The sequence below is a fragment of the Nocardioides silvaticus genome (assembly GCF_003160695.1).
Lineage (GTDB): Bacteria > Actinomycetota > Actinomycetes > Propionibacteriales > Nocardioidaceae > Nocardioides > Nocardioides silvaticus.
The window spans coordinates 616750-635826 of the sequence record NZ_QGDD01000001.1; the positions used below are offsets into that span (position 1 = coordinate 616750).

The following is a 19077-nucleotide window of genomic DNA, read 5'->3' on the forward strand; positions in this document are numbered from 1 at the left end:
TTCCCACCTCCGCACGCCCTAACCGAGCAGCCGGGCGACGGCGGGGTAGACGAGGAAGAGCAGGAACCCGGCGCAGAGCACCAGCTGGGCGATGAGCATCGACTGCGAGCGCTCCTCGGCCTTGGCCTCGGCGTCGGCGAGCTCCCGGTGCCGCATCGAGGAGGCACGGGCGGTGAGCGAGTCCCGGACCTTCGCGCCGTCCTCCGCGACCAGGGCGAGCGCCGCCGAGAGGTCGCGCAGCTCGTCGACGTCGACCTCCTCGCCGAGCTGCCCGAGAGCGGCCCACGGGGTGTTGCCCTGGAGCCGCGCGGCCTCGAGGGTGTCGCGGATCCGGACCATGCCCCAGCTGTCGCTGACGGTGGACGCGGCCTGGAGCGCCTCCGGCACGCCGCGCCCGCCGGCCAGGTTCATCGCGACCAGGTCGAGGAAGGCGCTCACCATGTGCCGGAACGCGCGCCGCTTCTCCTGGGCGTCCTTGCGGAGCTGGGAGTACGGCACGAGACCGCCGATCAGTGCGCCGAGCAGGACCAGCCACAGCGGGATGGCGAAGCCGACCAGGCCCAGCAGCGCCCACGGGACCAGCACCGCGTTGGGCAGCACCGCCCCCAGGAGGGCACCGCCCGCCGTGCGGGCCAGGAACATCTCCCGCGACTGGCCGACCATGCCGAGGTCGACGACGAGCTTGCGCGGCAGCGGGTAACCCTGGCTCTCCAGCAGGTCGTCGACCCGCGCCCCGAAGCGGCGCATCCGTGGCGACTCCTCCGTGTGCCGGCGATCGGCGGTCAGCGAGACCTCGCGACGGCCCCGGGCGAGCCGGGCATCGAGCAGGGCGAGCGCCACCGGCCCGGAGGTCGAGGGCTGCACCACCAGCCAGGCGGCCATCAGCACACCCGCGCCGACGACGGCGCCGGCGAGCATGATCAGGGTCAACGTCACCGGACCGGCTCCGCTCGGAAGTGGAGGAACCGCCCCGGGGTGTCGTCCTTGGCCAGGCTCCGCAGCCACAGGATGCCTGCGGTGAAGATGACCATGATCCCCACGAGGACGAGCTGACCGAAGGGCGTGCTGTAGGGCGCGACGAAACCGGGGTTGAGGACGCGGAGCCCGACGACCACGGCCACGGTGATCGCGACGACGATGGTGACGCTGCGGCGGGTGGACGCGCGGCTGGCGTAGATCCGCTGCCGCATCTCGAGCTCGAGCCGCGCCGAGCGGGCGAGCGAGGTCAGCACGTCCCGGAGGCCGGGACCGCGGAGCCGGGCGTTGAGGATCAGCGCGGCGATGATGAGGTCGGCGCCGGCGTCGTCGACCTCCTCGGCGAACCGTTTGAGGGCCTCCGGCAGCGGCATCCGCACCCGCAGCCGGTCGGAGAGGGTGGTGAGGTCCTCCCGGATGGCGGGCGAGGCGGCGTACGCCGTCGCGGGGATCGCCTGCTCCAGGCCGACCGCGCCCGCGACGGTGTCGCGCAGCGACTCGGTCCAGGCAGCCAGGCCCTCCAGCCGGGCGATGCCACGGCGGGCCTCGCGGGCACCGCCGAAGAGCTTGTTCCAGAACAGGACGAGCAGCGCGCACGCGATCGCGACGACCAGCCAGCGGGTCAGCAGCAGGACCAGGAGGAACGCGCCGACCGCGAACGGCACCCGCCGCCCGGCCGCCTCGATCCGCTGGGTGAGCGAAGCGGTGGGCTCCGCGACCCGGTCGTCGACCGGGAAGCCCACCAGCGACCGCACCAGCAGCACGATCCCCCCGCCGACGACGGCGCCGAGCAGGACGATGAGGAGGGTGGTAGGGCTGAGCGTCATCCGGCCCGCTCCACCCAGGTGGAGGCCGCGCCAGGGACGTAGCCGACCGCTTCGAGGTCGTCGAGGCAGGACACCGCGGCGGCGGGCACGGCGAAGCCCTCGCGACCGCGCGCAAAGACCTCACTGGAGAGCACTCGGCCGTCGACACCGTTGACCTCGCGCACCGAGGTGACCATGCGTCGCAAGGTGCCGCCCTCGGCGAACTCGTTGACGCGCTCAACGAAGATCACGAAGTCGATGGCGCCGCCGATCAGCATCATCGTCGCGTCGGAGGGCAGCCGCTCAGCGCTCTGGATGGCGTAGGTGCAGATCCGGTTGAAGACCTCCGAGGAGGAGTTCGCGTGGATCGTCGACAGCGAGCCGTCGTTGCCCTGGCTCATGGCGTTGAGCATCGTGACGATCTCGTCGCCGAGCACCTCACCGACGATGACCCGGCTCGGGTTCATGCGCAGCGACCGCCGCACCAGCTCGGCCATCGAGATCGACCCGACGCCCTCGGCGTTGGGCAGCCGCTCCTCGAAGGCGACGACGTTGGGGTGCAGGTCGGGGAACTCGCCGAGCCCGAGCTCCAGCGCGCGCTCGACGGTGATCAGCCGCTCCGAGGGCTCGATCTCGTTGGCGAGCGCCCGCAGCAGCGTCGTCTTCCCGGCGTTCGTCGCGCCGGCGATCATGATGTTCTTGCGCGCCCGCACGGCTGCGGAGAGGAACGCGGCGAGGTCGGGCGACATCGTGCCGTAGTCGACGAGGGTGTCGAGCGAGACCCGCGAGAGTCGGGCCCGGCGGATCGAGATCGACGGCCGCGGGCACACGCCCATCACCGCCGACAGTCGTGAACCGTCGGGCAGCCGGATGTCGAGCTGCGGGTTGGCGGTGTCGAAAGGCCGGCTGGTCAGGCCCGAGTAGGCGCCGAGCGTCTGCACCAGCTCGATCAGCTCGTCGTCGGACTCCGCGACCGGCTCGGCCCGCTCTTCGCGGCCGTCGGCGTAGCCGACGAACACCTGGTCGAAGCCGTTGATGTCGATGTTCTCGACGTCGGGGTCGTCCAGCAGCGGCTGGAGCCGGCCCACGCCGAACAGCGCCGCGTGGATGCCGTCGGCGAGGTTCTGCTCCTCGGTCGGCGTCGGCGGCGTACGGCCCGCGCGGACCTCCTCGCGGGCGTACTGGTCGAGGACGCGGGCGATGACGGCGCGGGCGAACTGTCGCTCGTCCTCCGCGGACATCGGCGGCAGATGGTTGTCCGCGTCCTCGCGACGCTGCCGCGAGACGATGTCGGCGACCTGCTCGCGCAGACCGCGCACCAGCTGCTGGTCCATGACTCCGGTCACCGCCCGTTCGCGAGGTCGGCGGGACGCTGGACGCCGACCAGCCGCTGCGCGAGCTGCGCGGCCGAGCGACCGAGCAGCGTCCGGCGCAGCTGGCCCATGCGCTCCCCGTGGAGGACCTGCGCCGCCTTCGGCTCGTCGGCGACGATGCCGAGCACGGTGACGCCCATCCGCTCGGCGTCGAGCAGCTGCTGGAGGTCGGCGGCACTGCGGGTGTCGCGGTACGGCGTCCGGACGACGATGCCGACCGGCTTGCCGCCGGGCCCGCCGATCCCCAGCGTCGTGCGCAGCGACCGCAGCCGTTCGCGCAGGTGCGCGGTGCCGGAGATGTCCGGGCGGGTCACCAGGACGACGACGTCGGCACCGGCGAAGACCGGCATCGCCGCACTGCCGGGGACGATCCGTCCGCAGTCGACCAGTACGTCGCTGCGGTGCTGGCCGAACACGGTCGACAGCTGGCCCCAGGCCGCGCCCAGACCCGGCAGCTGGTCGGGAGACGTGATGCCCACGAGCACGTCGGTGCCGAGGGCCGTCTGCTGCAGGTGCTCGGTGAGGTCGGCCTGCGCGGCTCCTCGTCGTACGGCGGCACCGAGCGAGAGCAGTCCTCGGTCGGGGTCGAGCGCGCCTCCGGTCGCCGTCCGGCTGCGCCACAGCAGGTCACCACCGGCGGGGTCGACGTCGGCGAGGACGACGGGAACCGGCCAGGACTGCGCGATGGCAGCGGCGGCCGTCGAGACGCCGGGCGAGCCCTTGGCGGAGGCGAAGGCGTAGACCGTCACTTGGCGCCCTCGAGCTCGACGTCGGGCTCCTGTCCGGATCGGAGGATCGCGAGGCCGGCCTCGCCCGCGCTGGCGGCGTCGATCACCTCGAGGGCGACGTCGTCGAGCACCAGCAGGCTCGCGGTCGGTACCTCACCGGGACCACCGAGGTCGTCGACCTCCGGCTCGGTCACCTCGAGGACGAATGCTGTCCCGAGCACCTTCGCGTCCTCGGTCCCGCCGCTCGAAGCAGTAGCGCGGACGACCTGCACCAGGTCACCGGACCGCACGGTCGACGTCGGCGCGAGCTTGCCCTCGAGCGGCACCGACACGATGGCGCGGCCGTCGGGAATCGGGGTCTCGCTCGACACGTTGTTCTCGGTGAGAAGGGTGTCCGGCTCGATGCGCGTGGTCGCGTAGGCACCGACCACGTCGTCGGCGTACTCCTCGCCGATGAGGCCGATGTTGTCGCTCGCCACCCGCACCACGCCGATGTCGTCCGCGGTGATCTCCGCACCCGGCTCGATGGCCTGCTGAGCGACCAGCACCGGGACCCGGCTGTCCATCCGGACCGCGAGCAGGCCCGCCACCAGCGCTCCGCCGACGATGAGGAGCAACGCGAGGGCTGCGAGAGCTGGGCGACGCTGGCGCGGCGGCGCGATCTGGCCCGCCGCGTTGGGGGTCGCCGCGCGGCGGCCGGCGCGGCTGCGCTGACGGTCGGCGACGCTACCGCTGATGTCGGTGCTCACGACGTTCGTCCTCCGAGATGTTCCGAGATACCGAGAGACCCGTGTATTCGGGCCTGCAGCAGCCCGCCTACCCCCATCGACGCACCACGAACCTCTTCGGCTGCACGAAAATCGCCGTCTGCAGGTGGGTCAGCCAGCATCGTAACCGCGGACCTCGACGATCTTGACTCCGGAGGTTTGCGGGGCCGGACAGCCGGGGTAGGCCGGACCCCGTCAGCGTTTCGACTATCTCAGGAGTTCGACATGGCAGGTCCCGACGGCAGCATCTCCATCGATCACGGTTCCATCGAGGCCCAGGCCCGGAACCTCGGAGATCTCAAGAACGAGCTGGAGAACGCGGTGCAGACCACCAGCGGCCAGATCCAGAGCCTCTACGACTCCGGCGCCTTCAAGGGTCTGTCCGGTACGTCGTTCCAGGAGATCTTCGCCCGCTGGAACAAGGAGTCCGGCGACCTGTTCGCGGTCATCGACGAGTTCGTGACCTACCTCGGCAAGGCGTCGGCCGCCTTCTCCGAGGTCGACCAGGCCTTCACGATCAAGCTGTGACCGCCGCGGCGCGCTCAGGACGCCGCAGCACGACCCGGTCACGACGGCCCGACGCCCTCGAGGGTGCCGGGCCGTCGTGTTTCCGCAGGTCAGAGGCGCGCGAGGTCAGTGCCAGGCCTTCACGTAGTCGACGACGTACGTCGCCGGCAACGGTGTCGAGGGCGACACCGCGTTGTTTCCGAACGCGGGCCCCACTCCCATGTTGAGGATCATGCTGAACGGGTGGTCGAAGGGCTGCGGGGCGACGAGTGGCGCGGCCGGCTCCGGCGTGCGCGAGAAGCACAGCTTGCCGTCGATGAAGAACTTGAGGCCGGAGGGCAGCCACTCCAGGGCGTAGGTGTGGTAGGCGCTGGGCGTGCTGACACCGCAGTCCCACCCGGAGTCCTTCTGAGGGTCACGACCGTCGTAGTGGAGCGAGGGCATCACGGAGGTGGGCCTGTTGGACCACCACTCCGCGATGTCGATCTCCCCCGACGCCGGCCAGATGCCGTACCTCAGGTTCAGCGGGAACATCCAGAAGCCGCCGTGGACGCCGCCCCTGCGGGCGGTCGGGAGCTTGGCCCGCACCTCGAACCGACCGTAGGTCTGGGAGAACTTCGTCCGCGTGCCGACCATGCCGCCGGTGTAGGTGGTCGTGAACACCCCCGACGGCGTCTGGCAGAGGAATGTGCCCTTCTCGTTCCGCGCGGTCAGCCGCAGGGCTCCCTGCGAGACCTGGATGTTCTTCCTCGCCGTGGTGAAGCAGGTGACCCCGGTGCGGAAGCCGGTCACCGAGGTGTCCTGGGTGATCCACTTGTCGAGGTTGAGCTCGCGTCCGTCGAAGTTGTCGACGAAGGAGCAGTGCCAGGTCGAGCCGTCCGCCTTCGCGCGGACCTCCCCGCACGCGTCCTGGGCGGCGGCTGCGGGCTGCGGCGCGCCGGTCGCCGACCCAGCCGGCGCCGGTCCCGCCAGACCAGCCAGACCGATCAGGGCGGCACTCGCGAGGATGGCGCGCACGGAGCCGAGAGAGGCGTGCATGACTTCTCCTTGGTGGGTCGTCGCGGTTACGCGGCCCCCACCACGGGGCACGAAGTTAGAGGGTTTTAACAAACTGGGCTAGGGCGACTCGCCGAGGATGGTCCGGAGTCGACCCAGCCCGCGATGTCGCGCGACCCGCACGGCCGTCGCGGACATGTCGAGGGCTCGCGCCGTGGTCGCGACGTCGAGACCGACCACGTCGATGCACGCGATGACCTCCGCCTCGCGGCGGCTCAGCTGCGCCAGCAGCCACCGGGTGGCGTCGTCCTCGACGGCCCTGGCCTCGGGCGTCATCCCGAGGTCCTCGAGGTGGACGCCGGCGTCCTCGGTGGCGTAGGTCTGCCGGCGTTGCGAGCGGCGCCGGTTGTTGAGCACGAGGTTGCGGGCGATCGAGATCAGCCAGCCGCCGAAGTCGTCGACCGAGCCCTCGAACTCGCCGATCTTCGTCGCAGCGACGGTCCATGCCTCGGCGGCGACGTCCTCCGCCCCGGTCGCGGCGTCGAGGTCGCGCGCGGCGCCGAGCCAGACCACCAGGCGGCGCCCGTGGGCGACGTAGAGCTCACGCCAGGCGTCCTCGTCGCCCCGGCGCGCGCGGATGACGACGTCGTCGTCCGACCTTGCCATCGCCACCCCCTCGTCTGAGGGCGACACCTTAGAGGTCGGAACCGGATGTAACGACTCGGGCGGCTCGCGACATGTTGAGGTCATGGGCCACTCTCCTCGTCGACCGACGCGTGCCGAGGTGAGCCGTGCCCTGAGGGCGGACGTGACGGGTTCCACGCCGCCAGCGGTCGAGATCCAGCGTCTCGCCGCGCTCGCAGCGGCCGCCCCCGCCGGCCCATCTTCCGCACCCTGGTGGCGGCATGGAGCAGCCGCCGCCGTGTTCGGTGCCGTGCTTGCCGGCGGGGTCGGCGCTTCGTACGCCGCCGGGGTCATCGAGGCCCCGTGGTCCCCTCCGGACCGGCCGACCGAACCGGTCCACGTTCCTTCGACCCCGGCGCCGGGGCAGCGCAGCGACAGCACCGATGTCCCCGGCGCCGGCCCCACCAGCGACGCGCCCCCCGAGTCGTCCCCCTCGGGTGACCGCGCTCGCTCCGACGACGGGAAGGGCGGTCGCCCCACAGACCGTCCGTCCTCGGACGAGGGCGCACCGCCCCCCGTCGTCCCACCGGAGACGACGCCCGGACAGGGCACCGGCAACGGCCAGGGTCACGGTCCCGGCGGCAACCCCGACCACTCCAACCAGGACGACGCGCCCGGCCGTCCGGACGACCCGGGCTCCCAGGGCCAGCAGCAGGGCCAGGGGCAGGGCAACGGGCAGGGCAACGGGCAGGGCAACGGGCAGGGCAACGGGCACGGCCAGCGGCCCGACAAGGAGCGGGACCGACCCGGCAGCCAGGCCCCGCCGCACAGCAATGCCAGCGGAAATCGTCCGGATCGCTCGTAACGCCCGGCCGCGGTCACGACATCAATCAGTGCAAGGCCGCGGGCATCCCGTGGCCCTCACAACCAGAGGGAGATCAATCGTATGAAGAAGGCATTCCGCATCGCCGCCGGGTTCGCGCCGGCGCTGGCCCTGGGCGTCGTCCTGTCGCAGCCGACCGTGGCGTCCGCCGAGGACGAGCCCTGCGCCGCCCAGCAGGTCCGCGTCGACCGCGCCGAGGACGCCCTGGCCCGCGTCACCGCCGTGTTCGAGCGTCAGAAGGACAAGGTGGACAACGCCAAGGCCGCCCTCGAGCGCGCCGAGACGAAGGTCAAGCAGGCCAAGGCCAAGGCCGCCCTGCAGAAGGCGCGTGAGCGCAAGGCCGACGCTGCCAAGGAGAAGAAGGCGCAGCAGATGCGTCTCGCCAAGGCGACGGAGCGCCTCGAGGCCTGCCTCGCCGGCTGACAGCCCCACGATCTCGGTCGGGGCGTCCGGACCGCACCCCACATCTCGGTCCCGGACGCCCCGACCGGATTTTTCCCTGCGAAACGACCTCCTCAGCCGGACGGCTGCAGGACGTCGTCAGGACCGCGCACGACCAGCCCGTCCGCGACGGCGAAGGCCAGGGCCCGGTCGAAGCGGCCCACTTCCCAGTAGCGGGCGCCGATCAGCTCGGCGAGTGTGTCGGGCGCGCACGGCCCCGCGTCCTCGAGGGCCCGGACGATCTGGCCCATCTCGTGGAAGACCTGACGGTCGCGAGGGCCCTCCGTGGCTGCCTTCGGCGGCGGCATCGGCACGGTGTCCTCCTCTTCCTCTCGGTAGGTCGCAGCAGGTCTCGTCAGAAGTCAGGCCGGCTGCGGGCTGCGTCGCCGTTCGTCGTCGGTCGGCTCCGCGTCGTCCTCGGCGGTCAGCGGCTTCGCGATGCTCTCGAGCGACCGACCCTCGGCCTTCACGCCGAGGAACGCTGCGACGATGCCGCCGGCGATCATGAGCGCACCGCCGATGTAGTAGCCGACAGCGATGGCGGAGATCCCCTCGCCTCCGTTGACCGCGTCCTCGATGAGCTTGCCGAACAGCAGCGGTCCGGCGATTCCGCCGGCGGCGGTGCCGATCGCGTAGAAGAACGCGATGCACAGCGCACGGGTCTCCATCGGGAAGACCTCGCTGGCGGTGAGGTACGCCGCGCTCGCCCCCGCCGAGGCCACGAAGAAGATCAGGCACCCCATCGCGGTGAGGCTGACGGCCGAGTAGGAGTCCAGCGTCATCCCGGTGTAGGTGAGGAGCGCGCCCGACAGCACGTAGGTGCCGGTCAGCATCTTGACCCGTCCGATCCTGTCGAACAGGGGCCCGAGGAACAGGGCGCCGATGAAGTTGCTGACCGCGAAGACCGCGATGTAGTAGCCGGTCTGCTTCACGTCCATGAACTCGATGAGGGTGTCGCCGTAGGTGAAGAAGAACGCGTTGTAGAGGAACGCCTGTCCCACGAAGAGCGAGAAGCACAGGACCGTGCGCTTCGGGTACATGGTGAAGACCGTCTTCGCGATCAGCGCCAGGCTGATCGTCTTCCGCTGCCGGATCGTGATCGTGTCGGACACCGACGGCAGGTCCTTGCCGGACTCGCTGGTGACCCTCTGCTCGATGTCGCGGACGATCTCCTCGCCCTCGTCCTCGCGGCCGTGGATGAACAGCCAGCGCGGGCTCTCCGGCACCGTGCGGCGGACGATGAGGATCCCGATCGCCAGGATCGCGCCGAGCCCGAAGGCGAGCCGCCAGCCCCACTCCTGGTCGACCTTGGTGGGGTCGAGCAGCGGGATGGTCAGGAGCGCGCCACCGGCCGCGCCGACCCAGAACGAACCGTTGATCGCGACGTCGACGCGGCCGCGGTACTTCGCAGGGATCAGCTCGTCGATCGCAGAGTTGATGGCGGCGTACTCGCCGCCGATGCCGGCTCCGGTGATGAACCGGGCCACGAAGTACCACAGCGGCGTCATCGAGAACGCCGTCAGGACCGTCGCACCGGTGTAGACGCCCAGCGTGATGAGGAACAGCTTCTTCCGCCCGAAGCGGTCGGTCAGCTGGCCGAAGAAGAGCGCGCCCGCGCAGGCACCTGCGACGTACATCGCTCCGGCCAGGCCGACGTCGAAGCTGCTCATGCCGAGCCCGGTCTTCGGGTCGGCGAGTGCATCGGTCATCGAGCCGACGATGGTGACCTCGAGGCCGTCGAGGATCCAGACGGTGCCGAGACCGAGCACGACCAGCCAGTGCCAGCGGCTCCACGGCAGCCGGTCCATCCGGGCCGGGATGTCGGTCGTGATGCGTCCGGTCTCAACGCCGTGGGACATCGTCGTTCGCCTCGCCTTCGTCCGTGTCGGCGACGCGCGTGGAGCGGTCCGCTCGACCTCCCGGAATTACCCGCGAGGTAGACGGGTCATACCAGCGGCACCTGCACCCCGACCTGCTCACCGGTGCCCGGGAAGACCACGCCGCGGCCGGGCTGCACGCGGGCCACGAGCGACGTGCGGGACACCCGGCCCCCGAAGACGTCGCCCTGCAGCGCCTCCTGCGGTGACAGCAGCACCCCCTTGCGGCCGGAGCGCGCCTCGACGACCCAGCCGGAGAAGCCGCTGCTGAGCTCGCTGATCCCGCCCCCGAGGACGACGTGGAACCCGCGGTCCCGTGCCTGCCGCACCAGGGCGCCCATCACGGGCGCGAGCGGACCCTCCTTGAGCCGCTCGCCGTCGTCGATGAGCACGACGGAGCCGCTCCTCAGCGCACGGAGCCGCTCGACCACCTCCTCCTGCGCGTGGTCGGTGCCGACCAGGGCGTCGCTGCCGAGGTCCTGGCTGAGCAGGTTCGCGCTCGGGGTGAACGCCAGGACCTGCCGGCCCTCGCCCCGCGCCCACCGCGCGACGAACCGGAGGGTGTTGGTGCGGCCGCTGGACGGCGGTCCGAGCACGAGCATCGGGCTGTTGGCCGCGTCGACGGTGACCACCTCGAGGCGGTCCCCGCCGATGGCGACGGGCAGGTGGCCGTCCGGCACCGACAGCGGGCTCTCCAGCACCGCGGCCGCCGCCACCTCGGCCGGCAGCGCGGCCATGCCGAACGGGCGCAGTGCTTCCGGGATCGTGCCCTCCTCGGCCTCGGCCGCGGCCAGCCGGGCCCCGAGCTCGCGCACCAGCGCGCTCTGCGCGGCGCCCGCGACGTCGTCGCCGAGCACGGCGACCTGGGCCTCGATGCCGGACTCCGCCCACAGGCCGCGGCCGTCGGCGAGGTCCTCGGGCACGTCCTTCGCCTTCAGCCCACCGCTGGAGTAGTCGCTCCGGTCGGGCAGCCGCAGCAGCAGCTTGCTCTCCACCAAGGACGCCACCCGGCCCGACAGCAGGGACCGGTCGCCGGAGACGATCACGTGGATGCCGACGCTGGCGCCCTCGCGCAGCAGGCCGAGCATCCGGTCGTTGAGACGTCCCACGTCGACCTCGGAGAGGTCGGAGACGAAGCCCTCCCAGCGGTCGAGCAGCAGCACGACGTACGGCAGCCGCTCGTCGGGCGCCGCCGCCTCACGCTGCTCGTCGATGTCGGCGTAGCCGGCCCGGCCGAGCACGTCCTGGCGACGCTTCACCTCGTCGCCGAGCCGCTCGAGCAACCGGCTCGCGCGCTCGACCTCGGTGCGTTGGACCACCGCGCCGGTATGGGGCAGGGCGGCCAGCGGCAGCAGTGCGCCGTTGCCGCAGTCGAGCCCGTAGAGGTGCAGGTCGCGGGAGCGGGTGACCTCGGCCAGCCCGACGGCGATCGTGCGCAGCGCGGTCGAGCGCCCGGAACGCGCGCCGCCGGCGATGTAGAGGTGGCCCGAGGTGCCGAGCGTGAACTCGCGGGGACGTTGGGCCTGGTCCGCAGGGTGGTCCTCGAGGACCCACGGGGTCGACCAGCCGGTCACCCGCGACTCGTCCGGCTTGGCGTCGACCAGGTCGCGCAGCGCGGCCAGCGTGACCGGCGCGGGGAGCTCCGGCAGCCACGGCGAGTGCTGCGGCGCGATGCCGCGCAGTCCGGTCGCGCCGGCGATGGCCTCGACGAGCACCGACAGGTCGGTCTCGCCCTCGTCGGTCTGCTTGCCCTCCTCCTTTCGGCGGCCCGGCGCCGGGTGGCCGACCACCGCCCAGTCGACCGGCCACACCAGCGGCGCCTCGCGCACGACGTCCTCGGCCGGCGTCGCAGCGGGCCGGGCGCCCCCGACCCGGCCGGCCTGGAACGGCAGCAGCGAGGAGTGCCCGAGCCGGGCGTAGCCGCGGCCGGGCTGGTCCGGGCCGATCGTCGCGGACTCGGCGGCGTCGATGACGTCCTTGGACTCGTTGGCGTCGGTCACGCGCAACGCGATCCGCAGGTTGGTGTTGGCACGGATGTCGTTGGAGATCACGCCCGAGGGCCGCTGGGTTGCGAGCACCAGGTGGATGCCCAGCGACCGGCCGCGCTGGGCGATGGTCACCAATCCGGTCACGAAGTCGGGCAGCTCGGCCTTCAGGCTCGCGAACTCGTCGATCACGATCGCGAGCCGCGGGATCGTCGGCAGTGACGGATCGCGCCTCTGCAGGGCCCAGTAGTCCTCGAGGTCCTTCGCACCGGGTACGGCGAGCAGGTGCTCCCGGCGCTTGAGCTCGGCGCCGAGCGAGGTGAGCGCCCGCCCCACCAGGTGGGTGTCGAGGTCGGTGACCATGCCGACCGTGTGCGGGAGCCGGGCGCAGTCCTTGAACGCCGACCCGCCCTTGTAGTCGACGAGCACGAACGTCAGGTGCTCGGGGCTGTTGACGACCGCGAGCGACGCCACGATGGTCTGAAGGAGCTCGGACTTGCCCGAGCCCGTCGTACCGGCGATGAGGGCGTGCGGCCCGTCCTTGCGGATGTCGAGGCGGAACGGCCCGTCGAAGCCCTCGCCGATGACGACGTCCGTGCGTGCCTCCGGTCCCCAGCGGCGCGCGACGAGGTCGGGGGTCGGATCCTCGAGGCCGATGCACTCCAGCAGCCGCGCAGAGGACGGCAGCCCGGACACCTCGACGGTCGGCGTGGTGTCCCGGACGGGCGCCAGCGCCCGCCCGATCCGGGTCGCCCAGCCGGCCTCGACCAGGTCCGGACGGATCCGCGCGACCGACTCCGACCCGGTCCGGCGCAGCTCCACCAGGCCCTCCTGGACGTCGAGCACGGCCCGGCACTCCTCGGGGAGGAGCCGGACGTCCTCGTCGAGGCAGATCACGGTGACGCCGACGGCCGGTCCCTCCCGCAGGAGGGTGACGAGCCCGGGCAGGGCGCGCAGCCGGCGGGCGCCGTCGACGACGACGAGAACGTCGGGGCGCGGGGTGGCGTCGCCGGGCAACGCCACCCTGCGGTCGTCGGGCGACCGGTCGGCGATCAGCTGGCCGAGCTCCGCCAGCCGGCGTGAGACCGACTGCTGCTCGGTGCCGAGCACGGCCGCGACCGGCTCGCCGGGTCGTCGGCAGTGCGGGAGCCAGCGGGTCCAGCCCCACTGCGGCTCCCGGTCGGCCCCGGTGAGCACCACCAGGTCCAGGTCGCCCGGCGCGTGCAGGACGGCAACCTGGCCGACCAGCCAGCGCGCGAGGGAGTCGACGCCGGCGCCCTCGCCGCACACACCGATCACGCCGAGGTCGCGCATCGAGATCGACACCGGGACGTCGCCGAGAACCTCGGGCTCGGGTGGCTCCTCGGTCTCCTTGCGCGCGCGGTCGGTCACCCGGATCGGCGACGGCCGGTCGGCGACGCCGACGCGCAGCTCGAGGTAGTCGGGATCCGGCCGTCGGCGCATCCACAGCTGCTGCCCGGGCCCGACCGCGTCCAGCAGGACCCGCGCGGGATCGGGGCGGTCGCGTCGCAGGTCCTCGCGGAACAGCCGCTGCGCACGGGCCAGCCGACGCCGGACCGAGATCGTGTCCTCGCGGAACTCGATCAGCTGCCTCCGGTACTCCACCGCGGTGCCCTTGCGCTGGGAGAAGAAGTTGAAGAACCCGAGCACCGGCGACATCAGGCCGAAGAGCAGGAACCGCCAGCTGCCGAAGAGCAGGCACATCGGCACCGCCATAAACATCGGCGCGAACACGACCGGCCACGGGATCGTCTGCCGCCGTGGCTTGATGGGCTCGGCCGGCAGCACGAACGAGCTCTCCCGCTCGGGCCGCAGCAGCCGGGGCGGGCGGTTGAAGTCGACGCCGAGCACCTCCTCGCTGCGCGAGGCATCGGCGTCGGGCACCCAGACGCGGTGCCACTGCAGCAGCGACTCCCCTATCCGCAGGTCGGCGCCCTCCGGCCAGTCGTACGGCGAGAAGTCGTCCTCCGGCTCGTCGTCCTCGACCGGTCGGCCCTTGCGCAGCGCCCGTCGCTCGGCCCTGCGCTCCTTGCGCAGACGTCGCTTGCGCGACTTCCGCTCGCGGCGGGTCAGCGCCTCGACCGGCAGCGTCTCGACGGCGGCGACGTCCTCCTCGTCGTGCTCGGGATCCGGCCCGGCCGGGTCCCGCCCGTCGATGCGGACGCTGCGGGTGCGCTCGACGATCTCGACCTCCGCGTCCGCGGTGACCCGGACGAGCAGGGCGTCGGCCGGCAGGAACAGGTCGGGCAGGCTCATGCCGGAGGCGCCGTTGCCGATCTGGTGCTCGCCGATCCCGAACCGGTGGATCCGCCCCGCGCCGGGCCCGGAGACGACGCGCACCTCCACGACCCCGCGCGGCAGCGCGGCGTCGTACCCGTCCGGTTCGTGCAGCGCGATCACGGAGCCGGGGCCGACGCGGGCCTCGTGCAGCGTCAGGTCCTTGTCGACCGGCTGCCCGTCGACCCAGACCGCGACCTGCCGTGCGAAGCCGGGGTGCATCCGGCCGTCGGTGGCGTGCAGCAGAGGCGGCAGCAGCTCCTCGACCGAGGCCTCGGGCTCGGCGTCGACGAGGACGTCACGTCGCACGCCGGTCGCGCCGTTGACGACACTGAGACTGAAACGCACCGAGAAACCCTTCTGTCCGCCCGAGCGGGATGAGCCGATCGTAGGACCCCTACCCCGCCTGCCTCGCACCCAAGCGTTTGACGGGCGGACGATCGGGAAGGTGGCCACGCATGGCGATCAGGATGAGCCCCGAGGTGGCGGCCCAGGTGGAGGACCGGTTCGACAACCTCTCCCAGGACTTCTTCAACCTCAGCCGGCTGATCGGGACCGCGCGGGACACCGTCGAGAGCGCCTGCGGGACGTTCGCAGCGGACATGCAGGCCTACACCCCCAACTTCGAGAACGGCTGGACCAAGACCTTCGACATCGGGTCCGAGTGCGCCGGCCTCATCGCCGGCAACACCAACCAGCTCCAGGTCGACCTCGAGAAGGTCGACCGCGACGCCTCGCACCAGACACCCATCACCCTCTGATCGACACGTACTTCTCGGGACGGACAGCTCGGACACATGGCTCACTACACGCTCGACCTCGACCCCCAACAGCTGCGGAACGTCGCGAAGTTCCTCGGCGAGGCCGAGGAGCACCTGCGCACGAAGGGCACCCAGGCCGGCGGCACGGCCGAGGAGATCGGCGGTCAGTGGACCGGTCAAGCCGCCACTGCCATCAAGGCCGAGATGGACGCGCTCGGCGGCGTGATGACCGGCGGCCAGGACAGCTTTTCCCACCGGCTCGGGGAGGCGGAGCAGGCGCTCACGACCCTTGCGGGGCACTTCGACACCGCCAACGAGGACCTCGCCGCGCTCAACACCCGGTGGGACACCGCGCAGACCGAGTACGACGACGCGCCCATCGGGGACCACGACCCCGACGGCGGCGGAGAGACCGCCGGCGAGCGCCGCACCCGCCTCCAAGGTGCGACCGACACCGAGTTCGACACCCTCAAGGAATGGGTGCGCGCGCGGGTCAGGGAGTGCGGTGAGGCCCTGGCCGTCAGCTCGCCGATCGGCTACCGCGGCTACTCCGGGTCCACCCTGGGCTACACCACGAGCGTCGACCTCCTGCTGCCGCTGCTCTCGCTCACCGAGCAGCGGCACGACCTGCTCAAGCAGCAGGAGGAGACACGCCGGCAGGCGAGGGAGGACGCCGAGCGACTGCGCGAGCTGGTCGACACCGACGACTTCGACACCGACAGCAGCGAGGAGATCCGCCGCCTGCTCGAGGAGTACGGCGGCAACGCCGACGACCCGATCTACGCCGAGGCGTTCCTCGACGAGCTGGGTCCGGCGGCGGTCAAGCGGATCTACGACTCGGCCAACTACTTCGCCAGCACCGGCGAGACGACACCCGAGGACTGGGAGGAGGGGCTGCTCGCCCTCAACGACCTGATGGCCAACGGGTTGAGCAGGTTCGACGACAACGAGCTCGGCGAGTTCGTCGGCAACTTCGACGCCCCGGAGTGGGCGCCGATCATCGGTGCCATCACCGGCTCCGACCACGCCGACGACCGCATCAAGGCGCTCGCGCTCGCCCTCAGCTACGACATGCGCTACGACCTGCCCAACGACGACTGGGACGGGGTCGACCTGGCCCGTCGCATCCAGGACCTCGCCACCGGCGACCTCTCCTACGAGGACATGGTCAACGGGTTCGCCGACGCCGCCGACCCGGAGCTGGTGGCGCGGCTCCTCAACGAGATGTCGGAGGACGATCGCAACGCCTGGATCGGCGCCCTGCTCGACCACCACGCCGCCGACCACCGCGGCGCCCGCGATGCCGACCTCAACCGCCGGATCAGCGAGCTGGTCCCGTCGATCCTCGAGGCCGCGCGGGACAACGAGCAGCCGGCCGCCCTCGAGGGGCTGCTGGAGCACCTGCAGCGCTACGACCACCAGCTGAACGCCGACATGTACCCCATCGACATCAGCGGCTTCCTCAAGGACCCGAAGACCCTCGACGTCCTGGCCAAGCTGCGGGAGACGATGGACCAGGCGCTCGTCGCGGAGATCTTCGAGGACTTCGTGGACGAGGAGGACATGAACGACCTCATCCGTGGCTTGATCATCCGCGACGCCGAGGCGGGCGCGGGAATGGAGGTCACGGCGCGCAACGTCGGCTACCTGCTCGGCCTGGCCGAGGCTGCGGACTTCGACTACGACATGGCCGCCGTGCTCGACACCGCCGTCGAGCAGGCCCGCGGCCATCTCGAGACGCTGGTCGAGACCGCCGCCGAGAACACGAAGTGGGCCGCCCGGCTCCCCTACATCAAGGATGCCATCGCCATCCTCGAGGCGTTCTCGTCGCAGAGCGCGGAGGCGCAGGAGCGTCGCGAGAACTTCGGCGACTCCTGGAGCGAGGAAGCCGTCCACGAGAACTTCGCCTGGCTCATCTACCTGCAGAACAACGGCGCTCCGCCCTCCTACCAGGACTGGCTGGACGACCAGGGCGCGCAGAGCTCGGTACCGGACGCGGATCCGCTGGCTCCCGCGTCCCTCTACCTGGACTGGCTGGAGGACCACGGTCCGGGCACGGAGGAGTACGACCTCGCCCAGGAGCTGCGCAACCTCCAGCAGCAGATCGAAGGCGCGCGGAAGTGAGGCGGGCCGCCGCTGCGGCGGTCGCCGCCGCCACGCTGCTCCTTCCCGGCTGCTCCGACGGCGGTGACCTGCCGGACTCCGACGCCTTCCGCGACTGCCTGACCGAAGCCGGCGCCGATCCTGGCGAGCTGGACTCGCCGGAGGCGCGAGCGGACGCGTTCGCCGACCCCAGGGCGCTCGACTGCGTCACCAGCCTGGAGGTCGAGGAGCAGCGCGACCTGCTGTCCGACGTGTTCACGACCGAGGAGCTGGCAGCCGCCCTGGCCGCCTGGGTCGCGCACACGGCCGAGACCGCCGAGGACGCTGCGCGCACGGCCGGCACCCTCGCCCGTGCCGGCGGCGACCCGGACGAGCCGAAGGTGGCCGGCGGCGCCCTCGACGAGCTGGTGGCCGTCGCGATCCGTCATCAGGAAGGCCGCTCCGCGTTCTACGAGGAGTGGTCGGAGGACGCCGAGGCGCAGGCCTCGGTGCCCGACGCCGACCCGGTCAGCGGACCGTCGCTCTACCTCGACTGGCTCGAGGGCCACGGGCCCGGGTCGCCGGAGCAGGAAGAGGCGGCGGAGATCAGGGCACTCCAGGAACAGGTGGCCGCCGCGCGGGAGGAGGCGGCGGGCTGACCGGACCGCTCAGCTGACGCGGTCGATGATGAGCGGGCGTGCGTCGTACGACGTTCCGGGCGGATCGACGCGGTAGCCGCCGTCGAGCGCGGCGAGCGCCCGGTCGAAGCGCTCCGGGGTGTCGGTCAGCAGCGTGAACAGCGGCTGACCGGCGGTGACACTGTCGCCGGGGCGTGCGTGCCAGACGACCCCGGCGCCTGCCTGCACCGGGTCCTCCTTGCGCTCGCGGCCGGCGCCGAGCCGCCAGGCAGCGACGCCGACGGACAGTGCGTCGAGCCGGGTCAGGACACCATCGGCGTCGGCGGTGACGACGTGTGACTCCTCGGCCGTCGGCAGCGTGGCGTCCGGGTCGCCCCCCTGGGCGCGGATCATCGCCTTCCAGGCGTCCATCGCCGAGCCGTCGGCGAGCCGGTCGGCGGGGTCGGCGTCGGTGACACCGGCGGCGGTGAGCATCTCGCGGGCCAGCGCGAGGGTCAGCTCGACCACGTCGGCCGGTCCGCCGCCGGCCAGCACCTCGACCGACTCGGCGACCTCGATCGCGTTGCCGGCGGTGAGTCCGAGCGGGACGTCCATGTCGGTCAGCAGCGCCACGGTGTTGACCCCGGCGTCGGTGCCGAGACCCACCATCACCTCGGCCAGCTCACGGGCGCGGTCGACGTCCTTCATGAACGCGCCGGAGCCGACCTTGACGTCCAGCACCAGCGCGCCGGTGCCCTCGGCGATCTTCTTGCTCATGATCGACGACGCGATGAGCGGGATCGCCTCGACGGTGCCGGTCACGTCCCGCAGCGCGTAGAGCTTCTTGTCCGCGGGGGCGAGCCCGTCGCCGGCGGCGCAGACGACCGCGCCGACGGACTCCAGCTGCGCCATCATCTCCGCGTTGGAGAGAGCTGCGCGCCAGCCCGGGATCGACTCGAGCTTGTCGAGCGTGCCGCCGGTGTGGCCGAGGCCGCGCCCCGACAGCTGCGGCACGGCGACGCCGCAGGCCGCGACCAGCGGCGCCAGCGGCAGCGTGATCTTGTCACCCACGCCGCCGGTGGAGTGCTTGTCGGCGGTGCCGCGGGACAGGGCGGAGAAGTCCATCCGCTCCCCCGACGCGATCATCGCGGCGGTCCAGTCGGCGATCTCACGGCGGTCCATGCCGTTGAGCAGGATCGCCATCGCCAGGGCCGACATCTGCTCGTCGGCCACCACACCCTTGGTGTAGGCGCCGACCACCCACTCGATCTGGCTGCGGCTCAGGGTGCCGTGGTCCCGCTTGGTGGAGATGACCTCGACGGCGTCGTGCGCACTCATCCGGTGTTCCTATCAGCCG

At 71.8% G+C, this 19077-nt stretch carries 17 protein-coding genes; 6 read left to right on the forward strand and 11 right to left on the reverse strand.

Annotated features, from left to right (window positions below):
- Positions 1–18: 18 nt before the first annotated feature.
- From DJ010_RS02810 to DJ010_RS02830, 5 genes are read right to left on the reverse strand one after another with little or no spacing between them, the layout of a single operon-like run.
- Positions 19–936 (reverse strand): type II secretion system F family protein, encoded by a 918-nt coding sequence (locus DJ010_RS02810; RefSeq protein WP_245927151.1) that lies wholly within the window; start codon positions 934–936, stop codon positions 19–21.
- The gene (locus DJ010_RS02815; protein WP_109692082.1) at positions 933–1802 is read right to left on the reverse strand and encodes a type II secretion system F family protein; all 870 of its coding nucleotides are present in this window, start codon (positions 1800–1802) and stop codon (positions 933–935) included. The genes DJ010_RS02810 and DJ010_RS02815 overlap by 4 nt, the downstream gene beginning before the upstream one ends.
- A complete protein-coding gene (locus tag DJ010_RS02820; protein ID WP_109692083.1) occupies positions 1799–3115 on the reverse strand; it encodes a TadA family conjugal transfer-associated ATPase in 1317 nt (438 codons plus the stop codon). The genes DJ010_RS02815 and DJ010_RS02820 overlap by 4 nt, the downstream gene beginning before the upstream one ends.
- Before the next feature lie 8 nt (positions 3116–3123).
- Positions 3124–3903, reverse strand: a complete 780-nt coding sequence (locus DJ010_RS02825) for a CpaE/TadZ family protein (RefSeq protein ID WP_109692084.1) — start codon at positions 3901–3903, stop codon at positions 3124–3126.
- Entirely contained in the window at positions 3900–4631 is a 732-nt protein-coding gene (locus DJ010_RS02830; protein WP_109692085.1) for an SAF domain-containing protein, read from the reverse strand. The genes DJ010_RS02825 and DJ010_RS02830 overlap by 4 nt, the downstream gene beginning before the upstream one ends.
- 243 nt (positions 4632–4874) lie before the next feature.
- On the opposite strand from DJ010_RS02830, the gene DJ010_RS02835 reads away from it, so the two are divergent.
- Entirely contained in the window at positions 4875–5177 is a 303-nt protein-coding gene (locus DJ010_RS02835) for a WXG100 family type VII secretion target (protein ID WP_109692086.1), read from the forward strand.
- 105 nt (positions 5178–5282) lie between these two features.
- Here DJ010_RS02835 and DJ010_RS02840 read toward each other — a convergent pair whose 3' ends face one another.
- Together DJ010_RS02840 and DJ010_RS21940 are read right to left on the reverse strand one after the other, a co-directional pair.
- On the reverse strand, positions 5283–6194 hold the full coding sequence (locus DJ010_RS02840; protein ID WP_109692087.1) for a glycoside hydrolase family 16 protein: 912 nt from the start codon (positions 6192–6194) through the stop codon (positions 5283–5285).
- Positions 6195–6272: 78 nt separating this feature from the next.
- Complete coding sequence (locus DJ010_RS21940) at positions 6273–6818, reverse strand: RNA polymerase sigma factor (protein ID WP_158282903.1); 546 nt, start codon at positions 6816–6818, stop codon at positions 6273–6275.
- Between the two features lie 118 nt (positions 6819–6936).
- Here DJ010_RS21940 and DJ010_RS02850 point away from each other — a divergent pair, with 118 nt between their 5' ends.
- Both DJ010_RS02850 and DJ010_RS02855 read left to right on the forward strand, forming a co-directional pair.
- Positions 6937–7641, forward strand: a complete 705-nt coding sequence (locus tag DJ010_RS02850) for a hypothetical protein (protein WP_158282904.1) — start codon at positions 6937–6939, stop codon at positions 7639–7641.
- An 81-nt stretch (positions 7642–7722) separates the two neighbouring features.
- Positions 7723–8082, forward strand: coding sequence for a hypothetical protein (locus DJ010_RS02855; RefSeq protein ID WP_109692090.1), 360 nt, complete (start codon positions 7723–7725; stop codon positions 8080–8082).
- Between the two features lie 92 nt (positions 8083–8174).
- Here DJ010_RS02855 and DJ010_RS02860 read toward each other — a convergent pair whose 3' ends face one another.
- The 3 genes from DJ010_RS02860 to DJ010_RS22880 all read right to left on the reverse strand — a co-directional run bounded on the left by DJ010_RS02860 (position 8175) and on the right by DJ010_RS22880 (position 14608).
- A complete protein-coding gene (locus tag DJ010_RS02860; protein ID WP_109692091.1) occupies positions 8175–8414 on the reverse strand; it encodes a hypothetical protein in 240 nt (79 codons plus the stop codon).
- A gap of 48 nt (positions 8415–8462) precedes the next feature.
- Positions 8463–9959, reverse strand: coding sequence for an MFS transporter (locus DJ010_RS02865; RefSeq protein ID WP_109692092.1), 1497 nt, complete (start codon positions 9957–9959; stop codon positions 8463–8465).
- Positions 9960–10045: 86 nt separating this feature from the next.
- Positions 10046–14608 (reverse strand): FtsK/SpoIIIE domain-containing protein, encoded by a 4563-nt coding sequence (locus DJ010_RS22880; RefSeq protein ID WP_109692093.1) that lies wholly within the window; start codon positions 14606–14608, stop codon positions 10046–10048.
- 110 nt (positions 14609–14718) lie between these two features.
- Here DJ010_RS22880 and DJ010_RS02875 point away from each other — a divergent pair, with 110 nt between their 5' ends.
- The 3 genes from DJ010_RS02875 to DJ010_RS02885 are packed head-to-tail and all read left to right on the forward strand — an operon-like array spanning position 14719 to position 17762.
- The gene (locus DJ010_RS02875; RefSeq protein WP_109692094.1) at positions 14719–15021 is read left to right on the forward strand and encodes a hypothetical protein; all 303 of its coding nucleotides are present in this window, start codon (positions 14719–14721) and stop codon (positions 15019–15021) included.
- 36 nt (positions 15022–15057) lie between these two features.
- A complete protein-coding gene (locus DJ010_RS02880) occupies positions 15058–17145 on the forward strand; it encodes a WXG100 family type VII secretion target (RefSeq protein WP_109692095.1) in 2088 nt (695 codons plus the stop codon).
- On the forward strand, positions 17142–17762 hold the full coding sequence (locus DJ010_RS02885) for a hypothetical protein (protein ID WP_109692096.1): 621 nt from the start codon (positions 17142–17144) through the stop codon (positions 17760–17762). The genes DJ010_RS02880 and DJ010_RS02885 overlap by 4 nt, the downstream gene beginning before the upstream one ends.
- A 9-nt stretch (positions 17763–17771) precedes the next feature.
- On the opposite strand, the gene DJ010_RS02890 is transcribed toward DJ010_RS02885, so the two are convergent.
- Positions 17772–19058: a thymidine phosphorylase gene (locus DJ010_RS02890; protein WP_109692097.1), complete on the reverse strand. Its 1287-nt coding sequence runs from the start codon at positions 19056–19058 to the stop codon at positions 17772–17774.
- Between the last annotated feature and the right edge of the window lie 19 nt (positions 19059–19077).